The following is a 16,100-nucleotide window of genomic DNA, read 5'->3' on the forward strand; positions in this document are numbered from 1 at the left end:
CAATCGTCTCGGCCCAGCCGTCATCAACAAGCGATTCGTGTGTCATCGCAGTGTAGAATCACACCCGATTCCGCAGGGCAATACCTATCTTAGCGCCTATGCCCACAAGGGGGAGGGTAAGATGCGTCACCTCCGCTTCACCAGCCTGGCATGCCGTCGCCAGTACCACCACGCCAGCACGCGCTTGCTGAAACTGCGTTTCATCGCGGTCATGGTCATACCCCCAGCAGAACGCGGCGCTGGCCGGTGAGGTCGCCGGGCGCGAGGTCGGTTTTCACCGTCGCCGCCGTGCCCTGGCGCTGTTCGAGTTCAGCCCGCAGGGCGGCCTCGCGCGCCTGCACGTCCTTGTCTTCAATGGTCGGGGTCGGTGGCAGCGGCTTCAGCGCCGGCGGCTTTTGAAAGAGACACATGGTTCCAGCCTTCTCTTGTCCAGTCGTAGAGGAAAAAATCTTCGCCGTTCCTGCCATAGCCCGGCAGCCGGCAGCGTTGGGTGGCGCCGAGCCGGCCGAGCCAGCGCAGAGCCAGTTCGTTGGCGGCGAGCGCCCGCGCCTCGACCCGCCAGGCGCCCCGCGCCGCGACCTGCGGCCCGAGCACGGCGTGGAAGTGCGCAGTGATGCCGGGCACGCATCGCCTCATGCGGCGCGTACCCCAGCTCCAGGCGATCCACAACCCGCTACGCTGTTCGGCAGCGCCAAAGCCGGCCTCCGGATTGCCGTCGAGCTCGGCGACATAGGCAAACCCTTGCAGCGCGGTGAGCGCCAGCAGCGCCGGCGACCAATGGAAGTCGGTCTCGGCACGGTCCTCGGGACGCAGATTTGCGGCGATGTAGGAGAGATCGCGCAGCGTGGCGGCGATGATGCGGAGGGTCATGGATGGACCTTCGTCAGCCAGAAGCGAAGCCATCGTCAGTGAAGGAAGCGAGACGCCCCCCCATCCTTCGTCATCCTATGGCGAAGCAAGGAGCGAAGCGACGCGGCGCAGACCCCTGGAGCTGCTCCGCAGCCAAGGGATTCATGCCGTGACCCGCGAGCGGTGCAGCGGTGCAGAATTCTGAGGCGCCGCGTTCTCTCACAATCGTCGCAGCATCCGCACCGGCTATCGCGCAAACAAAAACCCGCCTGATGGCGGGTCACTGGCGCAAATCAGCACCATGGATAGAAGTATACCATTGCTGCCCTCACCCGTCAACGGATTTAAGAATAAAATCCTACTTCCCGTTGACAGGAGGCATCCCCCTGGTGAATGCTCAGTCCTTGTTCGGTTTCGCCGCCATCCGGCTGTCGATCTCGCTCAACTTGGCCAGGATGCCTTCCTGCGCGCGCGCCATCTGCTGCTGAACGCGGATGAGTTTGAATGCGAGCCAGATGCTCACCCAGAGCTGCGCCACCAGATAAACCAGCAATGGCAGGTAGGAAATAATGTATGCGAGAATGCTGGTTTCCGCTTCCATGATGATGCCTCAGGTTGCTGATGCCGAACGCATCGTAAGGTGATTCCGCAAAAACCGATGATTGGCGAGCCCCGGTGAACAGTACAGAGGCTCTCGCCTCACTCGCCTCCCCCGCAGCCAGTTCCGATGCAAGTCAAGCCGTATTCTTTCATCAGCCGGCGGGTGACCAAATCCCTGATCCGCTCCTCCTGCGCGTCACTCAGCCCTCCGTGGGACACTCGATAGCGTAGCCGGCAGCGACGTCCGGGTTACCCTGATCGCGTGCCTTGCTTAGAACGCAGGAGAATGCCTTCCATTCTTTCTTTGAAAGGGTGATTGCCGACGCGGGCACGGCGTAGACAAGGCCAAGGGAAAGGCTCGCGAGCAGGACTGAACGTGCCTTCCACAAACTCCCAGATTGCTCCCTCACTCGCCGTCCCCGCAGCCGGTTCCGATGCATTTCAAACCGCTCTCACTCATCAAGCGGCCAATAGCCAGGTCCGGCGTCGGGCACTCATCTATGACAAAGTTTGCTGCCACCTCTGGATTACCCATAGTGCGCGCTTTTTTCAATCCTATCCCATATCCTTCCCAGCGATGTCAGCGCTTGCTACAACCTGGATGGCGCTATAGCTTGCAACATACAATTTAAGAGAGCACCCTTGCGATCACTCATTCTCGCCCCAGTTGTCGCTCCAAGAGCCAACGTCATGAGAGCATTTGGCTTCGCCTTCGGCCTCCTGGCGCTGTCGACGCCGATGGCCGTTGCCAAGGAGCCTATCAAATGGATCGAGTCGTTAAGCGGCGGAAGCAAGATCGAGATCCCCGAATTCTTTGAAGATGGCGATGGTTGGTTGCTTGGTGGGTTCGCCGAAAACTACGGCTCGGTGTTCCGTCCGGCATCGTATCCGGACGCAGAGCTTCGTCAGTACCGAGCCCTTGAAAAAAAGATGACTCCGTTTGAGTACCTTAAACAGGCAATCGTCGGTGATGACAGCATCGTAACGTATAAGATTGACAGGCCATCGCTCGCAGTGATTTCCGGGACCTCGCCCGATGGCGAATTCATTTTCTACGGCATGTGTCAGAAACACCGTACCGTCACCTGCTTCGATATGCATTGGAACAAGAAGGATCAGGCGCTGTTTCAGCCAATTGCCGAGCGCATTGCTCGGTCATTCCGCAAAAATCGGTGACCTGTACCGTCCTAGGAGGCAAATTGCGATCACTCATTTTCGCTGCGATGGCGGTGTTTGCGTTGCCATTTGGCGCGGCTCAGTCGGACGACGTGGATAAGACGGACACTCTGTGGCAAAGCTGCCCAAAGGGCGTGCTCTTCAAGGAACTCGAGTCGGGGATTGTCGTGACCGTCATCCGACAAGGTTCCGGTAAAGCCGCCTTCACGGCGGATAAGAAGCTTTTGCAGCCGGCCACGGCGGCGGAGCTGGTGACGAAAGAGGGCGACCACGGATTTATCAGTGGTCCGATGCCTTCCTATATGTTTGCGGTAGGTCCGGATACAGTCAAGAACTTCAATTGGAGGCCCGCTGAAACTTACCCAGATGCATTCTATACCGTTCGGGACGATGAAGGCGTCGAACCACTACTAAATTTTGTTGACGTTGGCTGCGCGCCGTAGCTGAACGGATGATGATTATTTTCACGATAAAGGACACCGCCTAATAAAGAGGTGACCCTTTCTGAGCGGCACCGATATCGATCTATTTTACGGCCAAGCTGAATAGTAGTCCTCTGGTAGATTGATACCAAATTTTCCCGGAAGGAACCGCAGCAAATCGGGAGGCGTACCATGCAAATGAAGACCACGCTTCATTTTTAATTTCAGTAACCACTTAAGACCAGATTCGTCTGCATAATCTGGATTACCATAGCTAAGATTATCATCAACCGATGACGGCTCGCCTGATGCACGCTGCATTAGGTATCCGTCAACTATCCTCGATGCTTTAGGAAAACGTGGGTCGCCGATGGGTACTTGATCGATGTCGGATCGATTATGCTTAGACCGGAGGTCGGACCATTAACGTCTGAGAATTGATCCTTGCTGTTTACTACGCTTTCAATGCTGTAGCCCCAATGCTGGGAAGCCAGCCGATTTAGAACCGCGTCGATAACTGCTTTAGCCTCGATTTCGTCGCTCTTAGGATAGTATTCCGCCGCAACTGTTTTCTTTAATCGAAGAATGTCTGCCGGAGATAGATCGATTGACTTCGCGAATTTTTCATTTGATGGACGCTCGGAACCGGCATCGTCAAACCCATCCGCTTGTGCCGGAATAGGGTGTCATGTTGATTATGGCTGCCCGCGCGTTTTGAGAAGCGATGTCGAGATCGGCATGGGTGCCGATGAGACTTGCCGCATCCGCGGTGCGCGCCTTGCGAACAACATCGTCATAGGAACCAGGCGAAAGCTCGGCAAGCAACGTATCGATCGGAAGATCGTCCTGAAATGCCCGCCTTATCCGTTCATTCGACGTGAGTCGGCGAACGCGGTCACCTTTTTCGGTTGACTCGTCAGAACTGTCCGTTCCGGCAACAGAGTCGGTGATGATATCATCCATCCCCTGCTCCGGCTGATTGCTTTCCTGAGTGGTAAACGCTGTCGGCACGAGCAGATTGAGGGCCCTTTTCGGGTTCTGAGTTATCAGAGCCTCAATCCGTGTCTTTGCCGTGCTATCCCGCCACGCGGCTTCGGCCTGCAACTTGCCCTGCGGGTCGAGGCCCATCTTGTCGAGAACATCGAGGCCGCGCCGGCGAGCGGCGTTAAAAGCCACAGTGTCGTTGGGATTGCTTTGAGCGATGGCGTCAAGCTCGGCGCGCTGGACCCCGGACCATTGGTTCTGTTCATAATCCTTGCGCCGCTGGAGCTGCCGCTGCGCCATGCGCACCGCGCCTGCCATGCGCATTGCCTCCTTCTGCTTGGCAAAGTTGGCGCGTTGGCTTGCGGGCATGCTCGGCAAGACCTCGCCGAACATCTTGTCGAACAGACCGGGCTTCACCGCTCGGCCGTCATACGGGTCCAGCTGGCCGTACATGGCCTCGTGCATGCCCGCGCCGTCGGCCGGCGCCTTCGCCGCCACCTCGTCTTCGGCCAACGCGATCCGGCCGTTGAATTGGCGGCGTGCGATCTCGGCGTCGAAGGCCTCCTGTCGCTCTGTCATCTTCCGGTAGTGCTCGGCCAGTGCGGAAAGCTCGTCGCCAAAACCCTGCATGGCGCCGCCGATGGGCGACCCTTGCGGATACTGCACTGCGTTCCCCGTATCGAGCCGTCGCCGACCAACGGAGAGTGGGATGATGTGTACCATTGTTGGCTGCTCCCTGGCTTTGAACAAAGGCGCGCAGCGCTGGCGACCACAGCAGGGCCGGGCCACACGCGTTCGCCCGCCCGCCTCGCGGGCTTTGTCGGATCGAAGACTCTTGGAAAGATCGAGGGCGCTTGCCCCTCACCGAAACGCCCCCAGCGGATCACTCTGCCCGGTCGTCCGCCTCGCGCTCTTGAACTCCGCGGGATCAACCACCGCTTCCCGCAGCATCATCACGCCATACCGCAAACTGACGCTCGCCTATGTCAGCGGCGCCGGCACTTTGCCGACGGTGGCCAACGGCATCTGGCTGATGTTCGACCGTGCCGGCGACAGAGGCGCCGACGGGACGGGAGTAGGAGATTTTTTGGGGCCTGCGTCTTCGGCAACCGACAATATTGTCACTTTCGCGGGCACCACGGGCAAGGTGGGGAAGGATAGTGGGATCGCGGTGTCCAGCCTGGCGCCGAAGGCCAGCCCGACATTTACCGGGACGCCAACGGGGCCGACCGCAGCGCCTGGAACGAATACCACGCAATTGGCTACAACGGGGTTCGTCAAGGCTGGGTTTGATCTGAAACTTGATAGCCGACCCAACCTTGGTGTCGTCGCGCAGACGATCACCGATTGGAACAACGCCCTGGACAACGGCTGGTATATGGCCTCGGCGGCGGCTAATGCGCCGGACGGCGCAAATTGGTTCCTGGGGTTTGTGGAAGCGCACGGAAGCACTGGCTACCGGACGCAGACGGTGCATGATTTCGTCAACGACACTACGGCGGCAGACCAAAAGCTATGGCGGCGCAGGCAGGCTGGCGGTGCCTGGGGAGGATGGATCAAGCTGCAATGGTCGCAGGCCGAACAGGATGCACGCTATGTCCAGTCGTCCACGGCGTTGCTTCAGAAGTTTTATGAAAGCGCGCAGCAGACCATCACATCCGGCGGGTCGCTGACGTTGGCTCATGGGCTGGGGGTGAAGCCGAAGCTCTATGCGGCCTTCATTCAATGTACTACGGCTAATTCGGGGTATTCGGTTGGTGACGAGATACCCATTAACCCATCTCTCAATACAACTGATGCGACCGCTCAGGCTATTAGCATCGTGCCAGATGCCACCAATTTGAATGTACGGATTGGTAATGCTGCTGGCGCACTTAAAGTCCTCAACAAGGCTGGAACAGGTTTTAACGACATAACAAACGCTAGCTGGAAACTCGTTTTGAGAGCGTGGGCCTAGCTTGCGAAATGTGAGCAACGGTCTAAACGTTGGAACATGCATATTACTATTGCAGTGCAAGGCAAAATTCCCTGTCGAGGCTACGGCGGCACCCAGCGGCAAATCGATTGGCTCGCCAGCGCACTCGCATCTCTCGGACATAAAATCACACTGATTGCCGGAGTGGGCTCCACCCATCCGCGTTGCGAGGTCCGGCAGGCCGCGTCAGTAGTGGAATGTCTGGGGGCGATCCCTATCAATACTGACATCGTGCATTTCAACGGCTGGTATGATGTAGAAAGCCCGTATCGTGCGCTTTACACTCTGCACGGCTATGTTCCAAACGCCCCGAGAAAGGGGCAAAATTACAGCTTCGTCAGCGCCAGTCACGCGCATCATCATGATCGAGAAACGTTTGTTTACAACGGTTTCCCTGTGGATGCCTACCGGCTGGCAGATCGGAAAGGTGAGCGGCTGTTGTTTTTGGGCGGTATCGCGAGGGCCGGGAAGGGCCTCAACCGGGCCGTCGATCTGGCGAAGAAATTTAACTTCGAGCTCGATATCGCGGGTGGCTCGAGGTGGAAGTTGCTCGGGCGCAGCCAAACCCGGAAAGAGTCTCTGTTCTTCAAGAGCTTATCGCCGCGCTACCGCTTCCACGGCACTGTCGATGGCGAGGAAAAGCTCCGATTGCTCGGCGAGGCGTACGCCTTCCTTAACCCGATCTCCTGGGCAGAGCCGTTCGGCATGGCGGCGGTCGAAGCAATGCTGTGCGGAACGCCTGTGCTGACCACTCCGTGCGGTGCGCTTGCCGAAACGGTCGATGCAGACAGCGGGCGTTTCTTCGAAACCGATGACGAGTTTGCTCACGGTCTCAATGAGATCAACAGCATTTCCGCGCGAACATGCCGTGAATCGGCAGCCGAAAGATTTCCGATCCAGAAAGCCGCAAAGGCCTATCTGGAACTCTATAAACGCATCCTTGACGGCGAAGTGCTTCCGTGAGCCCGCTTTAGCCGCTCCATCCAAAATTCCTCTCCCGTGAGGAAGCGTTATAGCTGGCCAACCGACATGCCGTCGGCACAGTCAGGTTCAACAGGACACTCGTCTCCTGTGCGTGATCTGTGACTGGCTAAAGTCTCCGAGCTAAATTCCACAATCTCCTGAGGTTACCCATGGACCGCAACTTCGCGCGGGCGCTTGCGCTCGTCCTCAAATCGGAAGGCGGCTGGTCCGACAATCCGGCTGATCCCGGCGGCGCAACCATGAAGGGCGTGACGCTGGCCAATTTCCGCCGCTACGTGAAGGCGGATGCGACGAAGGTCGACCTTCGCCATATCACGGATGCTCAGGTGGCGACGGTCTATCGCCGCTTCTATTGGAATGCCGCTGCGGGCGCCGAGCTTCCCGGCGGTGTCGACTATGCCGTCTTCGACTTCGCCGTGAACAGTGGGCCGGGCAGGGCGGCTAAATATCTGCAGGCGGCAGTTGGCACCGCACAGGACGGCAGGATCGGCCCGGCCACGCTCAAAGCTGTCGGCGCCAGGCCACCGGGCGCAGTCATCGACGATCTTTGCGATGCCCGCCTGGCATTCCTGCGGCGGCTGCCGACCTGGCCGGTTTTCGGCAAGGGTTGGAGCGATCGCATCCGGTCGGTCCGTTCCCAGGCGCTGTTGATGTCGGCACTACAGCCCGCTCCGGCACCTTTGCCGGGCACCCCGCCCCAGCCATCAGCGCTCTCGCCGAAGCCCGGCAGTGCGATGCCGCCGGTGTCTACCGGCGGGCCCGTCAGCCCCGTCGAACGCCTGCCGTTCTGGCGTGCGCTGCTTCAAATCCTGAAATCGATTTTCGCAAGGAGTTCGACATGATCGCCGTCTTCATCCGCATCGGCTTGCGTTACGGCGCCGGTGTTCTGGTCGCGCGTGGCCTGCTCGGCGCCGACGACGCGGCGGCATTTTCTTCCGACCCCGACATTCAAGCTGGTCTGGAGATCGCCGCCGGTCTCGCCATCGCCTCGGTCACCGAGACCTGGCACTGGCTGGCCCGCAAATCCGGCTGGGAGCACTGACATGGAAGGGTTTCAACAACTGCTCATCGCCTATCTCGAAGCCGCGAAACCCTATGCTATCGGCTTTGCCGCCGGGCTTGTCGCCGGGTGGCTGCTGTGAGCGCGCTCCTCGCCGTCCTGCTTGGCAACAAAGCGCTGCTGGGCTTCCTGGCATCGGTCATCGCCGCCCTTTGCTGGGGCGCTCACCAGCGGCTGGCCGGCGCCAGGGCCGAGCGCGGCAAACTGGCGGCCGCTGAGGCCGCGGCGCGCGCGGTCGCTGAGCAGGTGCAGAACGACGTCGGCGCATTGCCGGCGGACGCTGTTCGAAAGGAGCTGAAATCATGGGCAAGGGACTGATGCTTGCGCTGCTTGTGGCGCTTGCCGGGTGCACGACTGCTTCGGGCGGCTTCTGCGCGATTTCGAGCCCGCTGCGCCTGTCGGCCGAAGCCGTCGACGTCCTGTCGGACGCCGAGGCGAGAGCGCTCCTGGCGCACAACCGCAAGGGACAAAAGCTCTGCGGATGGAGGCCTTAGCCGATGCACGACCTCTTCGACATGCTCGGCATCAAGGGGCCGGTCGTCGCCGCCGGGCTAGCCGGCGGCGTGCTGCGAGCACTGTCGCGCCATCGCTACAAGCTGCGCGAGATGATTGCCTCGCCGATCTGCGGGGCGCTGGCGGCTGCGTATCTGACGCTGCCTGCCGTCGCCTGGTTCAGGGCAACCGGCATGCCTATCCCCGATCCGGCCGACGACACCACGACGCTCGCCGCCGCCTTTTTGATCGGCGTCTCGGCCATGTGGATTTCCGACATCGTCTTCGAGGTCATCGTGCGGCGGTTCGGCTCGGCCGGCAACGAGTGATGCACTTGAGATGCTGGAAGAAGCCAGCGACAATGCCTACCTAAGGAGCAATCCAATGGAGGTATGATATGGCGACGTCCACCGAACGTGCAGTCCTTGCCGGCGGCTGTTTCTGGGGCATGCAGGATTTGATCCGGCGCTATCCCGGCGTGATCTCTACCCGCGTCGGCTATAGCGGTGGCGATGTGCCCAACGCCACGTATCGCAACCACGGCAGCCATGCCGAAGCCATCGAGATCGTTTTCGATCCGGCCAGGATCAGCTTTCGCACATTGCTCGAATCCTTTTTCCAGATCCACGATCCGACCACCAGGAACCGCCAGGGCAACGATGTCGGAATGAGCTATCGCTCGGCGATCTTCTACACCAGCGACGAGCAGAAGCGCGTCGCCGAAGACACCATCGCCGATGTCGATGCCTCTGGACTGTGGCCGGGCAAGGTCGTCACCGAGCTTGCGCCGGTGGGCGATTTCTGGGAGGCGGAGCCAGAGCATCAGGACTATCTCGAGAAATACCCCAACGGCTATACCTGCCACTTTGTCAGGCCGGGCTGGAAGCTTCCGGTCCGCGAAAAGGCTGTTTCGTAACGCAGCCGCTATCGTCTGCTTATCTGGCGGTCGAACTATTCTTCCGCGCGATCGGTATGCCGGCCGCCTTGTTGAGGTGGCCGTGCTCGGGCTGCCCATAGATGAACGCGCCGTGGACGGGTTTGCCGTCGACCTCAGAGCCTGAGAACGCGACGGCCTCGATCTTCTTTGTTCCGGTCAGGCTCTGGTTTCGAAGATAGGCGAAGGTTCGCACCGCTTCTCCGACAATTCGATCGAGAAACGGTTTTGGCCGCCTCCCGGGCCGTCGCACGAGGCTTGGAAAGCGCTCTCGTCCCGAAACAAAATGGTGCTGTGCGCAAAGCGCCGGCATGACTTCCTTGCGTCCGACCCTCACTTTGGCAAAATGCGTTTCCAGCTTGATCACATCGGCATCGCGCGGCACCCATCGATCGGAAGCAAGCAGCGAGCCGGCGCCCGCGCCGAAAACGACGTCGTCCTCGAAAACCGCGCCATATTGATCCGCGCCGTTCGCAACGATCTCCCAACACGAGCGGTGGCTCAGGAAACAGCAAACCTCAGCAGCGCTTAGCGGGCTTTTGGCGACAGAGCAGCAATCGGGGCAATCAATGGCGGAGACACGCTCAAATGGTACTCCGATCCGGCCGAACTCGGACGCGACATGCGCCAGCCGATCGCGAGAATGATCAAGATTGATCACCAGACACCTCATCAGCGCCCCCTTTGTCCGGTGATCAGTGAATATCACGTTCCCGTGATTGCACAAAATTTGCTTACGTGCGGGGCAGTGGGTAGCGGCGTACGGTGCCGCCGGTTGATTTTGGAGGTTGGGTGGACATTGACGGCGTCCCCCGCGTGGCGCGAGCCTTTACCGTGCGCGCCTAGACGAGTCGCCCTAGAAGCCGAAGAATTGCCGACCGATCATGTATCCGAGCGCGACGACCACAAGGGGAAACAGGGCGGGCGTCAGCCCACCAAGAGCGGAGGTCTTTGGCTGTTGCCTGGAGATGGTCCTGGGTGCATTGCCGAGATTCTTGGTCATCCGGTATAGTAGCAAGCGCTGATTAACGATTCCGTAACCCGATCGAGGCCGCCGCGGCTTTTTGCGTTTCTGGCGCGACCTTGACAATGCCCAGCCCGTGACGCAACTGGGCCGTCTTTGAGAGCATTGTGAGGCAAGGTCAATGCGGGTGACGCTCGTTTTGAAGGGCGTAATACCCTGCCGAGGTTACGGTGGGATTCAGCGTCAGGTCGAATGGCTGGCCACGGAGATGGTTCGTCTCGGACACGAAGTCGTGGTGATCGCTGGCCCTGGCTCCAGCCACCCGCTCTTCGAAGTCCGGCACGCTTCGACCGATGCCGAATGCCGGGCAGCCATTCCGCGCGACACGCAAATCGTCCACACCCATAGTTGGCCCGTCGAGGTGCCATTTCCAACGCTGAATACGCAGCGCGGCTTTATGCCGGACCAGCCCATGCCAGTTGCGAACTGGAGCTTTATCAGCGCCAATCATGCCCGCCAGCATGGGCGCGAGACATTCGTCTACAATGGCTTTCCGGTGGACGCCTATCGTTTGTCGGCTGCAAAGGGCGACCGCCTGCTATTTCTCGCCGGCATTGCACGATCAAGCAAAGGCCTCAACCGCGCCGTCGATCTCGCCAAAAAATTCGATTTCGGTCTCGATATCGCCGGTGGCTCGCGTTGGAAACTGCTGGGCCGAAGTCAGACCCGCCGCGAAGGGTTGTTTTTCAAGAGCCTTGGCAGGCGATACCGTTTCCACGGAATCGTTGACGGCGAGCCGAAGCTTCGCCTTCTCGGCGAAGCGCGAGCCTTCCTCAACCCCATCGCCTGGGAGGAGCCGTTCGGCAACGCACCGGTCGAAGCCATGTTGTGCGGCACTCCGGTGCTGACGACGACGCGAGGCGCATTGCCCGAGACGGTCGATGCCGACAGCGGGCGCTTCTTTGAGACCGATGAAGAATTTGCGGCCGCTTTCGAGGCCGTCGCCGACCTTACGCCTCAGCAATGCCGCGAATCGGCCGCGACGAGATTTCCCATCCAAAAAGCGGCGCGCGGCTATCTGGATCTCTATGCCCGCATCCTTGACGGCGAAGCGCTTCCTTGACGACCGGCGATCCAATCCTCTTCGTCGGCTTCCCCGCGGTCGGCGACTTCGTCCGTTGCCATTCCGCCATCCAGATCATTGCCGCGCGATTTCCTGATCGCCCCATAGATGTCGTCACCTCGCCCGTTGCAGCGCCGCTGGCGCGCCTGATGCCGCATGTCAGGAAGGGCTGGGCGCTTGCCAAGCGTCATCAGCGCCCCGGTTTTGGCGAGCGCAGCCGCCTGGTTGGCGAGTTGCGCAAGGAAAATTACCGTACGGCCTATCTGATGACCAGCAGCACCAAGGCGGCGCTGATGGCGTTCATGGCCGGAATAGAGGAGCGCATCGGCTATCCGCAGGAGTTGCAATTCGGCCTCCTCAATCGCTTCCCCGCCGGCTGGTTGGCCCATCTATGGGCCTTCGGACCCCGCAAGACGCGGCTGTTCGAGGAGGTCTGCTCGATTGCCTCGCTTGGCGAAAAGCCGGCTGCGGGCGCAGAGTGGCCGGCGCCCCGGCTTGTGGTCGATCCGGCCGAACTGGACGAATGGCGCCAGCACAAGAAGATCGATGCCGACCGACCGGCACTGGCGCTCTATACTGCCGACATTGAGAATTTCCGCTCATGGCCCGTCGAGCGCTTCATTTCGATCGCCAGAGACCATCATGATCGCGGCTGGGCAATCTGGATTGTGGGCGGACCGCGCGAGCACGCCGGTGCCGCAAAAATCCGCGCCGCCATTCCTGAGGCAATCGACTTCACCTCGACCCCGTCGATTGCTGACGCGATGTGCCAGATCGCTGCGTCAACCATGTTCCTCGGGGTTGATGGCGGGATTTCCCACGCCGCCGCTGCCCTGAACGTCCCATGCGCGCTCATCTACGGGCTGAATCGCCCCTATGTGCATGGGCCCGTAAACAACCATGTTCGCTTTATCGAACCGCCGCTTTCGACGCCCAGCTGGGTCAAGGACACGCGCGGCGTCAGCGAAACTCGGGTGAGGGAGGCTCTGGCTGACATCTCAGCCGGTATCGCCAACTGACCAATGGTCTCGCCGGCCCCAGGCGTCTGGTTAAAAACGCCCCGTGGGGGCAACCATAGCCCCGTTTCGGGTTTACCCCTTGACACTACCCCTTGGCCCTGCGGTTTTCGGGCTCGTGATTGCCGACCCAATGTGCACGGATGCGGTCGCTGGCTTCAAGGTAGGCCATGTCGATGAGGTAGGTCAGAAGCTTCTGGCCGTCGGCTTCGGCTTTCTGCCGAAGCTCCCGCAGCATCCCTTGCGCGAACTGCAGGTTCTCCATTTTGCTCGGCTGGTCCATTGGTGCCCCCCCAATGTCTGCGCATGAACTTTGCGCTGACTATGCTTGCATGAAGATTGCCGTGAAGTGGATATTGCACGTGCGGACCGCGATCCTGCGAAGGCGCTGGCTGCATGAAAGCCGCCCCATCCGGCTTCAAGATTCGCTACAATATGTGACGGAAAGAAAATAAACAAAGCTTCTTTTTGTACAAGAAAGGGAGATTCCTTCAGTTCACACCACGAGATGCTTGGGCAGCATAGTTGACGTAACGATATTGCGTGGTCTTAAGCTCTCGTTTCCAAACAAACGTAGCATCGTTGCAACCACAAGACGAATTCCAGCTGACCGGGGACGCTCCGTTCGGCATCGGGCGGTTTCGAGAACGATTTCCTGCCTGCCGGCTGTCTGCGCCGCTCGCGCTAGGCCGACTTGCGTTGCGGCAAGCTAGACGGCGTCTCGACACCGTCAGAAATTGGTTCGGCTGTCCGGTTTGTCGGCTCGTCATCGACCCGGTCGTGCTCGAATTGCCGGGCGGCAGGCAAGCGTTGCAACCAGTGCTCACGGCGATTGACCCAGAGTTCATAGCTGGGCTCCAGCCCTTCGGTGGGCACCTCATCGAGGCTGCCAATCGTCACTTCCACCTCATTCTCACGAACCAAAGGGACCCGGCCGCCGCAGGTGGGACAAAAACTTCTGTCGCCGTAGCTGCTGACGATACCCGTCGTTTCGAACGCCTCGAGCGGCCACACTGCAAACGCCGAAAAAGCCGACCCGCTAGCCTTGCGGCAGTCCTTGCAATGGCAAAGGCCAATCCGAAAGGGATCTCCCGTCACCGAAAACTGGATGCCGCCGCACAGGCAGCTGCCGCTCCGCCTTGTATCATTGGGCATGACCGCTCCTCCATCTGGTTGGGCATCACACCACTACATCTTGCAGCGCCATGCGCACAATCAATTCACCCGCAGCGCAAGGGTTCCATGTCGCCTCGCGCAAAGCATCGTCTGAACCCGGGAGCGCCATGGCAACGACCGCCGCAAGGCTGCTGGATGTGTCAGTTCGGGAAATCGAACACCGGTTCCCGGCACCAATAGACACGGCACTGGCGATCACGTGTCGGAACGGAGGCAGCGACCGGCACCTCCGGCCAGTCGCACTCGTTGCCGTATTGGCGGACATAGCGATCGTAAGTATTCTGGCCGGTCGTCAACACCGCCGAGTGATGGCTCTGGATCAGGCGCTGCGTCTCCTCGCAGCTCATCGAACGCGTGTCGGGTCGGGCGTGGGCCGTGCTTGTTGCTGCAAACAACGCCGTTCCAATGATCCATGCGATTGTTTGGGATGTCATGGCGATCCTTATCCTAAAATACGGCCAGGTATTTCAACAGCGAAATGATGCCGATAATGAGGACAACGATCTGCGCGATCTGCCTCGTGCGGCCATCGAGCGGCAGACGCTGGATGAGATAGAGCACCAGGATGATCACCAGGAAAGTGATTAGAATGCCGATAAGTACCGATGAAGCCATGTCCCTCACTCCGTCTGGCTACGTCTGAGAAGAGTACGCAGCGGCAAACGCTCTGGCCCTTGATTGGTTCCTGTCGATGCGAAGCCATCGGCGCAGCGTAAAGGCCGCGAAACAACGTTCCGCAGCCTTTGAAGCTGGATGCCGATCAGGGCCTGTTTGCCGCAATGGTTGTCGTTTGCCATCGGCGACACAGTCCCAGGCAACTTGTTGCTGGCGTCAGGCGGGGCTAACGGGAGAACCGCCTCGGGTTGACGAGCTTCCGACAAAGACGGCCTGAGTTGCGCTTCGTTGTCGACATTTGCGCGAGCCCTGAGATCCGGCGCCGCCCGGCGGGTGATCGCCTTTTCGCAGGAGAACAATTGCCGTCCCAAGGGGACGACGGGAACCGAAACCTCGCACGTGCATCTCAGCTACCGCGGAACGGGCAAATCGAGCAGGTGGGGAATTTGGGGTAGGGAAATACGTCATCCAACATGCGGGGATTGGAATCCCAGGTGTCGGGCCCGCCAGTTTGTTGGGAGCGTTGCCCGTTGCAGCCTACACCATCGACACACGGGGCCGCATCACGTTCTACAACGAGGCCGCCGAATGAGTGGGACGACGCGCCGCGGTTTTGGCTCCGTCGTCCTCCAGCGGGTTGCGCCACAAGCGCTTAGCGGCACCGGACAACTGGAATTTGGGGACAAGGCGTCGTCTGGACGCTCCAGGCGCCGCCGAGTTCGGTCCAAATCTCTCTCGCGGATTTTGTCGATTGAAAGAGAGGGTCGCGCTTAGGACAATCCCAGCAGGGGAGCGGTTTGGCCGCCTGTGGTGTCGGAATTGCCGATGCCAGACAGTTCGTGCTTATCGTCGGCAAGCGAAGTCAATCTCCCCGCCTCGACGGAGGTCAGTCCGTCCAATTCCATCACCGCGCCGTAGAGTTGGGCCGTCTGCATCACAAGCCGCTCGACGTCTTCAAGGGCGACGTTCTCGTCCAGGTTACGCAATCGTATGTCCTCGGCAACCACCGCAATATTGACCATTCCGCGCGAGCGCAGCGCGCCCAGGACCCGTGAATTGAGATCCTCTCGTAGCCGAGCCGAATATCCGTAGCGCATGGAAACCTTCCTTTCAGGAGCCGGTTGTCCCGTCGTGATCAAGATGCGCCAACGACCTTCAGATGGCAAGAAGAATATAAAATATTCTCAAGTAAATCAAGTAGTTAGCAGACTGCGAGGGTTGTGCTATCGGCGTGTCTTCCTCATCGTTGGTCTTGTATGTGAGTCACCCATCAGCCTCTCTTGACGCGCTGCACGGGGACCCCTAGCTATACTGCAATTGAGACACATACTAACTCACCATATTTTTGGTCTTGACGGTTGGAGGCGCGAATGGCCGAGCTGGAACGACCCGAGCGACTGCAGATCATGCTGACAGCCGAGGAATTGGCTGCCTTGGAAAACTGGCGCTTCGAAAAGCGCATGCCAAGCCGGTCCGCGGCAGTGCGGGAACTGCTGCGGCGCGGCCTGGATGCGGATGGATTCCTGACTGCGGGACAAGGAACAAAGTCTCAGGACTTTGGAATTCTGGGCAGCAGTGTGACTGGCGACGGCCAGTCGGGCGAGTAATCCGACGGCGGTTAGCCAACAATCGCTTTTTCTGGAAGTGCCGCTACCAATTTATTGCAGTGGCGGAAACGCAAAGCGGGTCGGCTCTCGGCAGGGTACTGGTCTCAGCAGGGTACTCTTGGC

24 protein-coding genes are annotated in these 16,100 nt (G+C 59.7%); 14 read left to right on the plus strand and 10 right to left on the minus strand.

The features are described 5' to 3' along the window. Positions 1 to 250 (plus strand): hypothetical protein (locus X757_RS1000000168755; RefSeq protein ID WP_210164346.1); only part of this gene is annotated, 250 nt, incomplete at its 5' end. A 101-nt stretch (positions 251 to 351) separates the two neighbouring features. Here X757_RS1000000168755 and X757_RS01750 read toward each other — a convergent pair. Beyond that, on the minus strand, positions 352 to 870 hold the full coding sequence (locus tag X757_RS01750; protein WP_050593991.1) for a hypothetical protein: 519 nt from the start codon (positions 868 to 870) through the stop codon (positions 352 to 354). Positions 871 to 1,246: 376 nt separating this feature from the next. After that, positions 1,247 to 1,450 (minus strand): hypothetical protein, encoded by a 204-nt coding sequence (locus X757_RS137220; protein ID WP_023727862.1) that lies wholly within the window; start codon positions 1,448 to 1,450, stop codon positions 1,247 to 1,249. 689 nt (positions 1,451 to 2,139) lie between these two features. On the opposite strand from X757_RS137220, the gene X757_RS137215 reads away from it, so the two are divergent. Both X757_RS137215 and X757_RS137210 read left to right on the plus strand, forming a co-directional pair. After that, positions 2,140 to 2,625 (plus strand): hypothetical protein, encoded by a 486-nt coding sequence (locus X757_RS137215; protein ID WP_023727864.1) that lies wholly within the window; start codon positions 2,140 to 2,142, stop codon positions 2,623 to 2,625. 23 nt (positions 2,626 to 2,648) lie between these two features. Next, on the plus strand, positions 2,649 to 3,068 hold the full coding sequence (locus X757_RS137210; RefSeq protein ID WP_156933494.1) for a hypothetical protein: 420 nt from the start codon (positions 2,649 to 2,651) through the stop codon (positions 3,066 to 3,068). An 87-nt stretch (positions 3,069 to 3,155) separates the two neighbouring features. On the opposite strand, the gene X757_RS1000000168270 is transcribed toward X757_RS137210, so the two are convergent. Beyond that, positions 3,156 to 3,368, minus strand: a complete 213-nt coding sequence (locus X757_RS1000000168270; protein ID WP_156933495.1) for a hypothetical protein — start codon at positions 3,366 to 3,368, stop codon at positions 3,156 to 3,158. Between the two features lie 333 nt (positions 3,369 to 3,701). Next, a complete protein-coding gene (locus X757_RS0135130; RefSeq protein WP_156933496.1) occupies positions 3,702 to 4,754 on the minus strand; it encodes a hypothetical protein in 1,053 nt (350 codons plus the stop codon). 190 nt (positions 4,755 to 4,944) lie between these two features. Here X757_RS0135130 and X757_RS1000000168710 point away from each other — a divergent pair, with 190 nt between their 5' ends. The 8 genes from X757_RS1000000168710 to msrA all read left to right on the plus strand — a co-directional run bounded on the left by X757_RS1000000168710 (position 4,945) and on the right by msrA (position 9,458). Next, a complete protein-coding gene (locus tag X757_RS1000000168710; RefSeq protein WP_031251680.1) occupies positions 4,945 to 5,988 on the plus strand; it encodes a pyocin knob domain-containing protein in 1,044 nt (347 codons plus the stop codon). Positions 5,989 to 6,024: 36 nt separating this feature from the next. Next, positions 6,025 to 6,969: a glycosyltransferase gene (locus tag X757_RS0135135; RefSeq protein ID WP_031201560.1), complete on the plus strand. Its 945-nt coding sequence runs from the start codon at positions 6,025 to 6,027 to the stop codon at positions 6,967 to 6,969. A gap of 170 nt (positions 6,970 to 7,139) precedes the next feature. Beyond that, positions 7,140 to 7,832, plus strand: a complete 693-nt coding sequence (locus X757_RS137200; protein ID WP_023727868.1) for a glycoside hydrolase family 108 protein — start codon at positions 7,140 to 7,142, stop codon at positions 7,830 to 7,832. Then, positions 7,829 to 8,032: a hypothetical protein gene (locus X757_RS137195; protein WP_023689878.1), complete on the plus strand. Its 204-nt coding sequence runs from the start codon at positions 7,829 to 7,831 to the stop codon at positions 8,030 to 8,032. The genes X757_RS137200 and X757_RS137195 overlap by 4 nt, the downstream gene beginning before the upstream one ends. Positions 8,033 to 8,128: 96 nt before the next feature. Beyond that, complete coding sequence (locus tag X757_RS137190) at positions 8,129 to 8,368, plus strand: hypothetical protein (RefSeq protein ID WP_023684348.1); 240 nt, start codon at positions 8,129 to 8,131, stop codon at positions 8,366 to 8,368. After that, positions 8,353 to 8,544: a hypothetical protein gene (locus X757_RS137185; RefSeq protein ID WP_023671459.1), complete on the plus strand. Its 192-nt coding sequence runs from the start codon at positions 8,353 to 8,355 to the stop codon at positions 8,542 to 8,544. The genes X757_RS137190 and X757_RS137185 overlap by 16 nt, the downstream gene beginning before the upstream one ends. 3 nt (positions 8,545 to 8,547) lie before the next feature. Further along, positions 8,548 to 8,871 carry a hypothetical protein gene (locus tag X757_RS137180; RefSeq protein WP_023689880.1) on the plus strand — a complete coding sequence of 108 codons (324 nt, stop codon included), beginning with the start codon at positions 8,548 to 8,550 and terminating at the stop codon, positions 8,869 to 8,871. Positions 8,872 to 8,939: 68 nt separating this feature from the next. Next, the gene (gene msrA, locus X757_RS137175; RefSeq protein WP_023671461.1) at positions 8,940 to 9,458 is read left to right on the plus strand and encodes a peptide-methionine (S)-S-oxide reductase MsrA; all 519 of its coding nucleotides are present in this window, start codon (positions 8,940 to 8,942) and stop codon (positions 9,456 to 9,458) included. Between the two features lie 19 nt (positions 9,459 to 9,477). Here the strand turns inward: msrA and X757_RS1000000165925 are convergent, their stop codons facing one another. Beyond that, complete coding sequence (locus X757_RS1000000165925) at positions 9,478 to 10,137, minus strand: glycosyltransferase family 25 protein (protein WP_023727869.1); 660 nt, start codon at positions 10,135 to 10,137, stop codon at positions 9,478 to 9,480. A 484-nt stretch (positions 10,138 to 10,621) separates the two neighbouring features. On the opposite strand from X757_RS1000000165925, the gene X757_RS137170 reads away from it, so the two are divergent. Together X757_RS137170 and waaF are read left to right on the plus strand one after the other, a co-directional pair. Then, positions 10,622 to 11,563, plus strand: a complete 942-nt coding sequence (locus X757_RS137170) for a glycosyltransferase (protein ID WP_023808296.1) — start codon at positions 10,622 to 10,624, stop codon at positions 11,561 to 11,563. Next, positions 11,560 to 12,582 carry a lipopolysaccharide heptosyltransferase II gene (gene waaF / locus X757_RS137165; RefSeq protein WP_023727870.1) on the plus strand — a complete coding sequence of 341 codons (1,023 nt, stop codon included), beginning with the start codon at positions 11,560 to 11,562 and terminating at the stop codon, positions 12,580 to 12,582. The genes X757_RS137170 and waaF overlap by 4 nt, the downstream gene beginning before the upstream one ends. Before the next feature lie 85 nt (positions 12,583 to 12,667). Here the strand turns inward: waaF and X757_RS137160 are convergent, their stop codons facing one another. From X757_RS137160 to X757_RS01000000165390, 5 genes are all read right to left on the minus strand, one after another. Next, positions 12,668 to 12,862 carry a hypothetical protein gene (locus tag X757_RS137160; protein ID WP_023689885.1) on the minus strand — a complete coding sequence of 65 codons (195 nt, stop codon included), beginning with the start codon at positions 12,860 to 12,862 and terminating at the stop codon, positions 12,668 to 12,670. A 401-nt stretch (positions 12,863 to 13,263) separates the two neighbouring features. Further along, on the minus strand, positions 13,264 to 13,734 hold the full coding sequence (locus tag X757_RS137155) for a GFA family protein (RefSeq protein ID WP_023705683.1): 471 nt from the start codon (positions 13,732 to 13,734) through the stop codon (positions 13,264 to 13,266). A 161-nt stretch (positions 13,735 to 13,895) separates the two neighbouring features. Beyond that, positions 13,896 to 14,189 carry a hypothetical protein gene (locus X757_RS0135145; RefSeq protein ID WP_023730429.1) on the minus strand — a complete coding sequence of 98 codons (294 nt, stop codon included), beginning with the start codon at positions 14,187 to 14,189 and terminating at the stop codon, positions 13,896 to 13,898. Positions 14,190 to 14,202: 13 nt separating this feature from the next. Continuing rightward, positions 14,203 to 14,370: a Thivi_2564 family membrane protein gene (locus X757_RS1000000167320; RefSeq protein WP_023727872.1), complete on the minus strand. Its 168-nt coding sequence runs from the start codon at positions 14,368 to 14,370 to the stop codon at positions 14,203 to 14,205. Between the two features lie 770 nt (positions 14,371 to 15,140). Beyond that, positions 15,141 to 15,467, minus strand: coding sequence for a hypothetical protein (locus tag X757_RS01000000165390; protein ID WP_023727873.1), 327 nt, complete (start codon positions 15,465 to 15,467; stop codon positions 15,141 to 15,143). 273 nt (positions 15,468 to 15,740) lie between these two features. On the opposite strand from X757_RS01000000165390, the gene X757_RS137150 reads away from it, so the two are divergent. Beyond that, positions 15,741 to 15,977 carry a hypothetical protein gene (locus X757_RS137150; protein WP_023671471.1) on the plus strand — a complete coding sequence of 79 codons (237 nt, stop codon included), beginning with the start codon at positions 15,741 to 15,743 and terminating at the stop codon, positions 15,975 to 15,977. Positions 15,978 to 16,100: the final 123 nt, after the last annotated feature.

The organism is Mesorhizobium sp. LSHC412B00, assembly GCF_000503035.1.
Lineage (GTDB): Bacteria > Pseudomonadota > Alphaproteobacteria > Rhizobiales > Rhizobiaceae > Mesorhizobium.